Raw genomic sequence first — 12,407 nt, 5'->3', positions numbered from 1 at the left:
TTGTCTTCCCGCGTCGCCGGGGAGGATCGGCGGCGGAGGAGGAATGATGCCTTTCAGGCAAGTCCCGGAAGGGTCCCCGAAGGTCCTAATCGCGAACCGCGGCGAGATCGCCGTCCGAATTGCGCGTGCCGTTGCCGAGCTGGGTTGGCGCAGCGTGACGGTTTGTTCGGTCGACGACACGGAAGCGTTGCATAGGCTGCGCGGCGACGAGGTGGTCTTCCTCAAGGCTTCTGGGGCCAAGGCATATCTGGATGGCGAGGCCCTCATCCGCGCTGCGCTGGCACATGACTGCCAGATGATACATCCGGGCTACGGCTTTCTCAGCGAGCGCGCCGATTTTGCAGAGGCCTGCAAGGCAGCGGGCCTCATCTTTGTGGGTCCGACTCCAAAGGCCCTTGCCGCGCTTGGTGACAAGGAGAGGTCGCGCCTCGTCGCGGCCGAGGCCGGCGTTCAGACGCCTGCGGGCAGCGGGCTCCTGGCCGATGCGAATGCTGCCGCCGGCTTCATGGCCGAACTCGGTCGCGCGGTTGTCCTCAAGGCCGTCGCCGGCGGCGGCGGGCGCGGCATCCGGATCGTCCGCAATTCCGCAGAAATTGTCGAAGCCTTCGAACGTTGCCGCTCCGAGGCGGGCGCATCGTTTGGCGACGACCGCATCTACGCCGAGGAGCTCGTCGAGCGAGCCCGTCACGTGGAGGTGCAGGTCGTAGGCGACGGAATGGCAGTCCGCGTGCTGGGCGAGCGTGAATGCAGTCTTCAAAGGCGCCGGCAGAAAATCGTCGAGTTTGCTCCCGCTCCTTCGCTCGCTCCCGCGACACGTGGTGAACTGCACGAGGCGGCAGAGCGCATTGCGCGGCACGTCGGGCTGTCGAGCCTCGCGACGATGGAATTCCTGGTCACGCCCGGCGAAACCGGTGACCGCATCCTGTTCATGGAGGTCAATCCGCGTCTTCAGGTCGAGCACACCGTGACGGAGGAAGTGACCGGCATCGATCTCGTCCAGCTGCAGCTGCGTCTCGCCTCTGGCGCCCGGCTCGACGACCTGGTTTCTGGCACGATCCGCCCGCGCGGCATGGCGGTACAGCTGCGTATCAACACCGAACGCATGCGTGCTGACGGCAGTGCGACCGCCGCGACCGGCGTCGTTACGCGCCTCGAGCTGCCGAGTGGCCCGGGTATACGCGTCGACACGGCCGCGTATGCGGGCTTCCGCAACGGCCTGGGTTTCGATTCCCTGTTTGCGAAGGTTATCGTGCATTCGGCGGCCGACGACGTCGGAGTCCTCGTGAGGAAGGCCTATCGGGCGCTTTGCGAGACGGAGATCGCCGGGATCGACACCAATGTTTCGTTCCTGCGCGGCCTGCTCCGGCATCCGGCGGTCGAGGCCGGAGAAGTCGACATCGCCTTCGTTGACCGAAACTTGCCAGACCTCCTGGAGGTTGGGACGCCGCATCCGGATTTCCACTTTGCAAATGACGATGCAGAGCAGGCGGTCGCGGAGCGCATCGAAGTCGCCGTGCCGGAGGGGTGCCAGCCGATCGTCGCGCTCAATGACAGCCGCCTGATCGAACTGCATGTCGCCCCTGGCGACTTCGTAGTGCCGGGGCAGTTGATCGCGATCACCGAGGCGATGAAGATGGAGGCGACACTGGCAGCCGGCTTCGGCGGCACGGTGGCGGTCGTCGCCGCGGAGGTCGGCTCGGCTCTTTCCGAAGGAAGTCCGATCGTCTTCATCCGTCCGGACGGTACGGAGCTGAACGGCGAAGCAAACGGAGGGCCGATCGATCTCGATATGGTCCGCTGCGATCTGGCGCGCGTCATCGAAGCACATGGAAAGTTGCTGGATGCTGCGCGGCCCGACGCGGTCCAGCGCCGGCACGCCGACGGTCAGCGCACTGCCCGCGAGAATGTCGAGGACCTGTGCGATCCGGGCAGCTTCCTCGAATCGGGCGGGCTGGCCATTGCCGCCCAACGCGGACGACGGCCGCTCGACCAACTTCAGAAGCTCAGTCCGGCCGACGGGCTCATCACCGGGACCGGCACGATCAATGCCGACCTGTTCGGCGCGGCGACGACGCGATGCGCGGTGATGGCCTACGACTACACAGTCTTTGCCGGCACCCAGGGCGTCGTCGCGCACACCAAGAAGCATCGCCTGTTTCACCTTGCCGAAAAGAACGGCCTTCCCGTAGTCCTGTTCGCGGAAGGTGGAGGCGGTCGGCCGGGTGACACCGACGACCACGGACAGCTCAAGTTGTACAATCCGACTTTCTGGCAATTGGCGCGCCTCAGCGGCCAGGTGCCGATCCTCGCGATCGTCTCGGGCAACTGCTTCGCCGGTAATGCCGCGCTTGCGGGCTGCGCCGATCTGATCATCGCCACCGAGAACGCCTCCGTTGGGATGGGCGGCCCGGCGATGATCGAGGGCGGCGGCTTGGGCATCGTGGCCGCGAAGGATATCGGGCCGATGTCGATGCAGGCGCCCAACGGCGTCGTCGACATGGTGGTCAAGGACGAGGCTGCCGCGGTCGCGGCGGCCAAGCAGGTCCTGTCCTACCTTCAGGGAACTCTGCCTTCCTGGGACTGCGCTGATCCGCGGCACCTCAGGCATGTGATTCCGGAAGAGCCACGCCGGATGTACGCCATGCGCGACGTGCTGGGCCTCCTTGCCGATACCGGATCGGTCCTGGAACTGCGTCCCGACTACGGCGTCGGGATCATCACCGCGCTGGTACGCATAGAGGGGCGGCCGATCGCGCTGATGGCCAACAACCCGGCGCATCTCTCCGGCGCGATCGATAGCGACGCCGCGACCAAGGCCGCCGATTTCTGCAGGCTGGTCGGGTCGTTCGGGCTGCCACTGCTCAAACTCTGCGACACGCCAGGCTTCATGGTCGGCCCCAACGCAGAGCGGGAAGGTCTCGTCCGCCAGGCCGGGCACATGTTCATCGAAGGCGCGCGTCTCGACGTGCCCCAGTTCACCATTATCGTGCGTAAGGGCTATGGGCTGGGTGCACTGGCGATGGTCGGGGGTAACTCGCACGATCAGGAGTTCTGTGTCTCCTGGCCGACGGGTCATTTTGGCAAGATGGGCCTGGAGGGTCAGGTCAAGCTCGGGTTCCGCAGGGAGCTCGAACAAATCGCCGACCCGATTGAGCGCGAGGCCAGCCTGCGCAAGCGGGTGGACGATCTCTACCGACACGGCGATCCACTCAATGCCGCAAGCTATGTGACGATCGACGACGTCATCGATCCCGTGGCATCGCGCGCGTGGATCGTCGCCGGCCTCGATGTCGCACACCGGCGTGCCGGCAGACAGCGCCGTGCTCTCGGAGGTGCGCACGATGCAGCCATGTAGCGCGTCGCACGCACCGAACGTTTCACCACAAACCGGCCTCTCGGTTCCGCTGGTGCGCGTCGAGGACCTATGCGTCCATTTTCCGATCAGCCGCAATATCACCCTCAAGGCGGTCGACGGTGTCTCGTTCGACGTCCATTCGAACGAGGTGTTCGGCCTGATCGGGGAGTCCGGCTCGGGAAAATCGACGGTCGGCAGGACGATTGTCGCGCTTCAGGCAGCGACTGAAGGGCGAGTCGTCCTCGAAGGTGAGGACATTAGCAGTCTGTCGGGCGCAGCGCTTCGCCGCAAGCGGCGCGACTATCAGATCGTCTTTCAGGATCCCGCCGGCGCCCTGAATCCGCGCATGACCATTCTGCAGAGCCTTCGAGAGCCGTTGCGCATCCAGGGCAAGCTCTCTCGCGCCGAGCAGGACGAGGTCGCGCTCGAATGTCTCGGCCTCGTCGGCCTGCGTCCGGAGCATGCGAAACGCTATGCTCACGAGCTTTCCGGCGGTCAGAAGCAGCGCGTCAACATCGCGCGGGTCCTGACCATGAAGCCGAAGCTGCTGGTCTGCGACGAGGCAGTCGCCGCGTTGGACGTCTCCATTCAGGCCGAGATCGTCAATCTGTTCGATAAGCTCCAGAAAGAACTCGGCCTAGCCTATCTGTTCATTTCCCACGACCTCAGCGTCGTTTCGCATGTAAGCCACCGCATCGCGGTCATGTATCTCGGCCGGCTGGTCGAGGTCGGTACGGTCGACCAGATCATGTCCGAGCCGCTGCATCCCTACACGCGCGCGCTGTTGCGATCACGGCCGGTCCCGGTTCCCGCTTCGATGCGCACGCGAACGCGTCCGGCCCTGACCGGCGAAATCCCGAGCGCCCTGACACCGCCTTCGGGCTGTCGCTTCCGGACGCGTTGCCAGTTCGCCCAAGCCAGATGCGCCGAGGAGGCTCCGGCGTTGCGAGAGATGCGCGCAGGCCAGCAGGTCGCATGTCACTTCGCCGGCGAAACGACCGGAGGAGTTCAATGAGGGAGGAGAACGCAATGGAAGATTTCCGCTTAAGAAGTGACGCGGTCGTGATGACCCGGCGCCAGTGGCTCGCATTTGCGGGTGGCGCCGCCGCAACCGCCATGTTGCCGTTCGGTGCTGCGACGAAGGCCCATGCCCAGAAGCAGGGCGGCGTGCTCAAGGTCGCCGCGCCGCACAATCCGACCAGCATGGACCCGATGACCGGTCGGCATGGCAACGACCACATCCTACTGTTCCCGGTCTACGAGGCGCTCGTCAACGTCAATCTCGATACATTGATGCCGGAGGCTGGCCTGGCGGAATCGTGGACCTACACGGATCCGACCACGCTCGTCCTCGAGTTGCGCAAGGACGTCACGTTCCATGACGGCACGCCCTTCAATGCGGGGGCAGCCGTCTTCAATCTCGAGCGCGCCCGCACCGACGAGCGTTCGCGCGTGAAGATCGACCTCCTGTCCGTCGAGTCCATTCAGGCGACCGGCGAGCACCAGGTCACGATCAAGCTGAAGGAGCCCGACGCGGTGCTGCTCAGCGTCCTGTCCGATCGTGCCGGCATGATGTCGTCGCCCAAAGCGGTGAAGGAAATGGGCGAGGGCTACGACCGCACCGCAGTGGGAACAGGACCGTGGCGCTTGACTGAGTGGCGCGACGCGGAGCGGCTCGTCTATACGCGCAACGAGAACTATTGGCAGAGCGGCGCGCCCTATCTCGACGGCATCGAAGTCTCCGTCATCACCGATTCAAACACCGGACTTCGCTCGGTGGTGGCAGGGCAGAACCACTTCGTCATGCAGCTCGCCCCGCAGCAGAAGCCGCTGATCGAGGCGTCCAGGCTGAAGGCCGCGTCGGGCCCGACGCTGGCGACATTCCACTTCTACCTGAACTACTCCAAGCCGCCCTTCGACAAGAAGAACGTGCGTCTTGCCTTGTGCCATGCGGTGGACCGCGATGCGCTCAATGAACTGACCATGGCCGGTCTAGGCGTGCCGACCGTGCAGACGTTGCCTGCATCGCACTGGGCCTACAATCCGGAGCTCGAAGGCACCTACAAACACGATCCCGAACTGGCCATCAAGCTGCTCGCCGAGGCCGGCCACCCGGACGGCGTCGACGTGGAAATGTTCGTGCCGAACACGCAGGCCTTCCAGCAGAAGGGCGAGGTGCTCGTCGAACAGCTGAAGAAGGCGAAGATCAACCTCATCCTGAGGTCCGTTCCGACGAACGAGCTCGGCGCCAAATTCATGGGCGAACGGCTCGGTAACGCAGCCCTGTCGATCTACAGCGGCCGCACCGATCCGAGCCAGTTTTTCAGTCTCATGTTCGACCCGGAATCCTTCATCAATGCGTCGCGCATGTGGGGCGCCCCCGAGCTCGAGCAGGCGATGGCGGACTGCCGCAGCAATCTCGATCTCGAATCACGCAAGCAGGCGATCCAGCACGCGCTGAAGATCATCAACGAGAACGCCCTTTACGTTCCGCTGGTGCTCCAGGTCGAGCTCAACGCCCTCGCGCCGGCAGTGGAGGGCTACGCTCCCTCCATCCTCGGCAAGCCGCGCTTCGAAACCGTCCATCTCGCAAGCTGACGCTCGGGACGCGACAACGATGCACGGCAACAGGACCCTCAAGCTGATCGGTTTCTGCCTGCTCCAGGCGGTTCCGATCCTTATCGCGGCGACGTTGCTCGTCTTCCTGCTGATGCATCTCGTTCCCGGGGACATCGCCATTACGCTCGCGGGTGAAACGGCCACCCGCGAGCGGATCGAGGAGATCCGCCAGCTCTACGGCCTCGATCGCTCGGCCCTGATGCAATATTGGATCTGGCTCTCCAATATCCTGCGCGGCGATTTCTCGAACTCGCTGCTATCGAACGTGCCGGTCCTGGATTCGATCCTCGCCCGGCTGCCCGTTTCGCTGACCCTGGTCGGCATCGCCATGTTCATCTCGCTTGCGTTCGGCATCCCGATCGGCATCTTCGCCGCGTCGCGCCCCGGTTCCACCGTCGATTCCCTGGTGACCAACATCGCCTCGGTCGGCATCGCCCTACCGGGCTTCTGGCTTGGCATGATCCTGGTCACCTGGCTCGCGATGAACCTTCAGCTCTTCCCTGTCTCCGGGATGACACATCCCTCGGACAGTTTTTGGCGCGCTGTCTACGACGCCACGCTGCCGGCAGTCGCGCTCGGCGCTAGCGGCATCGCCGAGGTCGCACGCCAGACTCGTAGCGCGCTGATCGAGTTCCAGTCCTCCCAGCACATGCGCACGCTCGTCGCCAAGGGGCTCACCCACACGTCGATCTTCTGGAAGCATGGTTTGAAGAACATCAGCGTAACGCTGCTGACGGTGGTCGGTCTGCTGTTCAACCGCCTGCTCGGCGGAACTGTCGTCATCGAGGCGGTATTCGCCATCAACGGCATGGGCAGCCTCGTTGTCGCTGCGGCGTCGGGCAAGGACTTCCCGGTCATGCAAGGAGTGATGCTGACCATGGTCCTGATCGTCGTGCTGGTGAATCTCGTCATCGAAATTCTCTACTCCCTCCTGGATCCGCGGACGTCATGACCATGGTTCGCAGCGCTCTCGCTACCGCCGGCTCCTCGCTTCGCCTCCGCGACGTGCCCGTCTATCTCAGCGCGGCGTTCCTGCTGCTCCTGGTGCTGCTGTCGGTCTTCGCGCCCTTCGTCGCGCCCTACTCGCCGACCGACCAGGACATGAAAGCCGTGCTTGTCCCGGCGAGCGCCGAGCATTTTCTCGGCACCGATGACCTCGGCCGCGACGTGCTCAGCCGGCTGATCCATGGCGCGCCGCTGACCCTCATGGGCAGCTTCATCGCCGTCGGGGTCGCCTGCCTGATCGGCGTCCCGGTCGGGCTGATCGCCGGCTTCACCGGCGGCTGGGTCGACGCCGTGATCAGCCGGGCGATCGACACTATGCTTTCCTTCCCGGCCATCGTGCTGGCGATCGCAGTCACCGGCGTGCTCGGCGTCGGCCTCGTCAACAGCATGATCGCTATCGGTATCGTTTTTTCGCCGACCATCGCCCGTCTGATGCGCGGCCAGACGCTGATCGGCCGCAATGCACTCTATGTCGCTGCCGCGCGCTGCTTCGGCGCGTCGCAGTTCCGGCTGCTCGCCGTCCACGTACTGCCGAACGCCATCCAGCCAGTCATCGTCCAGGTCACTCTGCTGCTGCCGACAGCGCTGCTGGCGGAGGCCAGCCTGTCGTTTCTCGGTCTTGGCGTGCAGCCGCCGCAGCCGAGCTGGGGCGCGATGCTGTCGCGCTCATTCTTCTACGCTGGCATCGCGCCGTCGCAGATGTACGCGCCGGGTCTGGCGATCCTGTTCACCGCGCTGAGCTTCAACACGCTGGGCGAATACATCCGCGTGCGGCTCGACCCCACCATGAAGTCGCGCTGAGGCATGCCCATGACGATCGGCCAGATGACAGACCTTTCGCCCGACCGCGTCGCGCCGCTGCTCGAGGTCGATGACCTGCAGGTGTTCTTCGGCAGCGGCCGCTCCCAAGTGCAGGCGATCGATTCCGTCGGTTTCTCCGTGCGGCCCGGCGAACGCCTCGGCATAGTCGGCGAGAGCGGCTGCGGCAAGTCGGTAACGGGGCTTGCCTTGCTCGGCCTCCTGCCCCGCTTCTCGTCGCGCGTCACCGGGAGGGTCACCTTCGAGGGCCGCGACCTGATGCAGCTGCGCCGCTGGCAGATGCGCGCGGTCACCGGAGCGCGCATCGGCGTCGTGTTCCAGGAGCCCATGCGTGCGCTCGACCCGGTCTTCACCGTTGGCGAGCAGATATCGGAAACACTTCGCGCCCATGTCCCGATCGGCAAGAAGGAGGCGCGGGAACGTGTCATCGAGGCCCTTGCCGAGGTGGGGATCGCCGCGCCGGAGCGTCGCTACGACGACTATCCGCATGCGCTGTCCGGCGGCATGCAGCAGCGCGCCATGATCGCCATGGCACTGATTTGCCGCCCCCGTCTGATCATTGCCGACGAACCGACGACCGCGCTCGACGTCACCGTCCAGGCGCAGATCATCGACCTGCTATACCGCATCAACGAGGAGACGGGCACGGCTCTGATCTTCATCACCCACGACCTTGGCGTCGTCGCCGAGCTCTGCGAGCGGGTGCTCGTTTTCTATGCAGGCCAAATTGTCGAAGATGCGCCGATCGAGGACGTCTATCGTACGCCCCAACATCCCTACACGTCGGCCCTATTCCAGTCCATGCCGAGCCTCGGCGTACGCGGGCGGCCGCTGCCGTCGATCGGCGGCAGGGTGCCAAGCCTCGCCGACCTGCCGAGTGGCTGCCGTTTCCGCGAGAGATGCGCGCACGCCCGACCCCAATGCGAGGAGCCGCTGCCGCTCGTCCACACCGGAAATCGCCGGGTTCGCTGCATTCGCGCCGCAGAGCTCGATCTTCCGGGAGCCATCCAGAAATCTGACAGGGAGTAGCCACGTAATGGGGCCGTTGCAGGGACTGAAGGTAATCGAAATGGCCGGCATCGGCCCCGGCCCGTTCTGTGCGATGATGTTGGCGGACATGGGAGCAGATGTCATCCGCCTCGACCGGGCTGATGCGGTGGGTGCGCCGGGCGAGCGCAATCCCAATTTCGAGGTGCTCAATCGCGGTCGGCCGTCGATCGCGCTCGACCTCAAGCGGCAGGAGGCGATCGAACTCGTGCTTCGGTTGGTGGACGGAGCCGACGTGCTCATCGAAGGATTTCGGCCAGGCGTGATGGAGCGCCTGGGACTCGGGCCCGAACACTGCGCCGTCCGCAACCCGCGCCTGGTCTATGGGCGCATGACCGGTTGGGGCCAGACCGGACCGCTGGCGCAGAGCGCCGGCCACGACATCAACTACATCGCGCTCTCGGGCGCATTGCACGCCATCGGGCGCCGGGGCGAGGCGCCGGTTCCGCCGCTCAACCTAGTTGGCGATTTCGGCGGAGGCTCCATGTACATGCTGTTCGGCATCCTCTGCGCCCTGTGGGAGCGCGAACGCTCGGGGCAAGGACAGGTGGTCGACGCCGCCATCCTCGACGGGGCGATCTCGCTGTCCAGCTTCCTGTTCGGCGCCTTCGCGCGAGGCGCCTGGACCGACAGGCGCGGCACCAATCTGCTCGATGGCGGCCGGCCATGGTATGACTGCTACGAGACCGCCGATGGCGGGCATGTTTCGGTCGGGCCGATCGAACCGAAATTCTATGCGCAACTGCTCGATATGGTCGGGCTCGGCGGCGAGGTACTTCCTGCCCAAAACGATCCCCAGGGCTGGGATACCCTGCAGGCTCGCCTTGCAGAACTCTTTCGCACCAAGACTCGGGCAGAGTGGTCGGCCCTGCTCGAGAACACCGATGCCTGTTTCGCCGCCGTCCTGAGCGCTGAGGAAGCTCCCGACCATCCGCAGAACAAGGCCAGAGGTAACTTCATCGAGATCAACGGCGTCAGGCAGCCGGCGCCGACGCCACGCTTCAGCCGGACGCAATCCGGCAAGCCGGGTCCGGCGGCCAGGGCCGGCCAGCACACGACCGAAGCGCTTCTCCGTTGGGGCGTACCTGGCGGCACCGTTGAGACCCTTCTCCGGGACAAAGTCGCCGTACAGGCACCGGCATAAGGAGCAGGCAATGACGATCGACTATCAGGCTCTCAAAAACCGGAAGTTCGAGCCGATCGAACAGAGCTACGACGTCAAGGACACGATGCTCTACGCGCTCGGCGTCTGCTGCGGTGACGATCCAACCGACCGCCGCGACCTTCGGTTCGTCTACGAGGAGGAATTGCAGGCACTCCCGACCATGGCGACGGTGCTGTGCGCCCCGGGCTTCTGGCTAAATCAGGCCGACACCGGCGTGAACTGGAAGCAGGTACTGCACGGCGAGCAATTCCTCACCGTTCATCGGCCGCTGGCGCCTTCTGGCCGGCTCATCGGCCGACAGTGGATCGAGGAGATCGTCGACAAGGGCGAGGGGAGAGGGGCGCTGATCTATGTCAGACGCGAGCTCTCCGACGCCGACACAGAAGAGCTGGTGTGCACGGTCGGCCTGTCCAGTTTCGCCCGCGCCGATGGCGGCTTCGGCGGACCTGAAAGATCGGCCAAGCCCTTTCACAAGCTGCCCGAGCGTGCATCGGACCTGGTCTGTGACCTGCCCACGTGGAACCATTCAAGTCTCCTTTACCGTCTCAACGGCGATTTCAATCCAATCCATGCCGATCCAGCCGCGGCCGCTTCGGCAGGGTTCGATCGGCCGATCCTGCATGGCCTCTGCACCTATGGCGTCGCCGGCCACGCGCTCGTTCGGAGCCTTTGCGACAACGACGCGACGCGGCTGCGGGAGATGAACGTCCGCTTCTCGGCACCCGTGCTGCCGGGTGAGACGATCCGCACCGAGATCTGGCGCGAAGGCGATGGGACGGCCGGCTTCCGGAGCATCGCGCTGGAACGCGATACGGTCATCCTCAACAACGGTTTGGTGCGGTTCGTATGACCAGTTCCGACGAAAGATGGATCGTTTCCGGCGAGCGACGGCGATCCGCTGGACGGGTGCTCGAGCGTGCTCGGCGCGTGGCCGCCGGCCTTGCCGGGCTCGGCGTGACCTCCGGCTCGGCGGTCGCGATCCTGATGCGCAACTCCATCGAGTTTCTCGAAGCGAGCAACGCCATAGGGCGGCTCGGTGCCTATGCGGTCCCGCTGAACTGGCATTTGACGCCCGACGAGATCGCCTATGTCGTGCAGGACTGCGAGGCGCGCATTCTCGTCGCGCACCGGGACCTGCTGGGACTGATCCCGCCCGGACTCATCGAGCAGGCGGGTATTACGACGATCGTCGTCGAGACGCCGGACGAGGTCCGCACAGCCTACGCCTTGACGATCGCGGGCGAGGTGAACGGCCCGGCGCTCTCCTGGGACGACTGGATCGCCGCGCAGGAGCCATTGCCCGAGGAGCGCCGCTCGCCGGCGCCGGAGAGCACGATCTACACGTCGGGTACGACCGGACGTCCCAAGGGTGTCCGGCGGCGGCTCCCGACGGCCGAGCAGAAGGCTGAGCTCGACCGGCTGCGGGAAGAAGTCTATTTCCTGAAGCCGGGCATCAGGCTGCTCGTGCCGGCCCCGCTTTATCACGCGGCGCCGAATGTCTTCTCGCTGCGAGGGCTCGAGGTCGCCGACACGCTCGTCCTGATGCCGAAATTTGATCCGGAGAACTTCCTGCGCATGGTCGAGGAGCACCGGATTACATCTGTCGTGATGGTCCCGACCATGTTCGTGCGCCTGCTCCGGTTGCCGCAGGAGGTCCGTCGCGCCTACGACATCAGTTCGCTGAAGACGGTCCTGCATGCGGCCGCGCCCTGTCCCCCGGAGGTCAAGCGCCAGATAATCGATTGGTTCGGGCCCGTGATCTACGAGTGGTACGGCACCACCGAGACGAGCGTGGTGACGCGTTGCTCGACCGAGGAGTGGCTGCGCTTCCCGGGTACGGTCGGGCGTCCGATCAAGGGCGCCAGAATCGAGATCATCGACGCCGATGGAGAGCCGGCACCTGCTGGTCAGGAAGGCGAGATCTACATGAAGCTCGAGTTCATGCCGGATTTCACGTACCACAAGCGAGATGCGGACCGTGCGACCGTCGGCCTCGGCGACCTCGTGACGGGCGGTGACATCGGCTACCTCAACGAGGACGGCTTCCTGTTCATCTGCGATCGCAAGAAGGACATGGTCATCTCCGGCGGCGTGAACATCTATCCGTCCGAGATCGAGTCTGCCCTCTTGGAGCTGCCGGAGGTGGCCGACTGCGCCGTGATTGGCATCCCCGATGCCGAATATGGCGAGTCTCTGCTCGCCATCGTGGTGCCGGGCAGCGTCATCTCGGCCGAGGCGATACGGTCCTACCTCGGGAGCCGCTTGGCCAGGTTCAAGGTCCCGAAATACGTAGAGTTCCGACAAAGCCTTCCGCGCGACGATGTCGGCAAGCTGCTCAAGAGAAAGCTCCGCGAACCGTACTGGCAGAAGGCGTAAGCCGACCCGGTTCCCCGTCCC

At 64.9% G+C, this 12,407-nt stretch carries 9 protein-coding genes; all 9 read left to right on the top strand.

The annotated features are described in order from the left end of the window. The first annotated feature begins 43 nt into the window (after positions 1 to 43). Genes ACCO56_RS23200 through ACCO56_RS23160 form a run of 9 tightly spaced genes read left to right on the top strand, consistent with a single transcriptional unit; the run spans position 44 to position 12,386 of the window. The gene (locus ACCO56_RS23200) at positions 44 to 3,355 is read left to right on the top strand and encodes a carboxyl transferase domain-containing protein (protein ID WP_433643236.1); all 3,312 of its coding nucleotides are present in this window, start codon (positions 44 to 46) and stop codon (positions 3,353 to 3,355) included. Next, a complete protein-coding gene (locus ACCO56_RS23195) occupies positions 3,342 to 4,370 on the top strand; it encodes an ABC transporter ATP-binding protein (RefSeq protein ID WP_433643235.1) in 1,029 nt (342 codons plus the stop codon). Before ACCO56_RS23200 ends, ACCO56_RS23195 begins: the two co-directional genes overlap by 14 nt. A gap of 14 nt (positions 4,371 to 4,384) precedes the next feature. Next, a complete protein-coding gene (locus ACCO56_RS23190; protein WP_433643234.1) occupies positions 4,385 to 5,953 on the top strand; it encodes an ABC transporter substrate-binding protein in 1,569 nt (522 codons plus the stop codon). Between the two features lie 19 nt (positions 5,954 to 5,972). After that, entirely contained in the window at positions 5,973 to 6,926 is a 954-nt protein-coding gene (locus ACCO56_RS23185) for an ABC transporter permease (protein WP_433643233.1), read from the top strand. Further along, complete coding sequence (locus ACCO56_RS23180; RefSeq protein WP_433643230.1) at positions 6,923 to 7,780, top strand: ABC transporter permease; 858 nt, start codon at positions 6,923 to 6,925, stop codon at positions 7,778 to 7,780. The genes ACCO56_RS23185 and ACCO56_RS23180 overlap by 4 nt, the downstream gene beginning before the upstream one ends. 9 nt (positions 7,781 to 7,789) lie before the next feature. Next, positions 7,790 to 8,827: an ABC transporter ATP-binding protein gene (locus tag ACCO56_RS23175; RefSeq protein ID WP_433643229.1), complete on the top strand. Its 1,038-nt coding sequence runs from the start codon at positions 7,790 to 7,792 to the stop codon at positions 8,825 to 8,827. Between the two features lie 7 nt (positions 8,828 to 8,834). Continuing rightward, entirely contained in the window at positions 8,835 to 9,989 is a 1,155-nt protein-coding gene (locus ACCO56_RS23170; protein ID WP_433643228.1) for a CaiB/BaiF CoA transferase family protein, read from the top strand. 10 nt (positions 9,990 to 9,999) lie between these two features. After that, on the top strand, positions 10,000 to 10,860 hold the full coding sequence (locus ACCO56_RS23165) for a MaoC/PaaZ C-terminal domain-containing protein (RefSeq protein ID WP_433643227.1): 861 nt from the start codon (positions 10,000 to 10,002) through the stop codon (positions 10,858 to 10,860). Then, positions 10,857 to 12,386 (top strand): AMP-binding protein, encoded by a 1,530-nt coding sequence (locus ACCO56_RS23160; protein ID WP_433643226.1) that lies wholly within the window; start codon positions 10,857 to 10,859, stop codon positions 12,384 to 12,386. Before ACCO56_RS23165 ends, ACCO56_RS23160 begins: the two co-directional genes overlap by 4 nt. Positions 12,387 to 12,407 lie beyond the last annotated feature (21 nt).

Source organism: Mesorhizobium sp. 1B3, from assembly GCF_050958605.1.
Classification (GTDB): domain Bacteria; phylum Pseudomonadota; class Alphaproteobacteria; order Rhizobiales; family Rhizobiaceae.
Note: the sequence above shows the minus strand (reverse complement) of the source record. Positions and strands in the feature narration are given on the sequence as shown.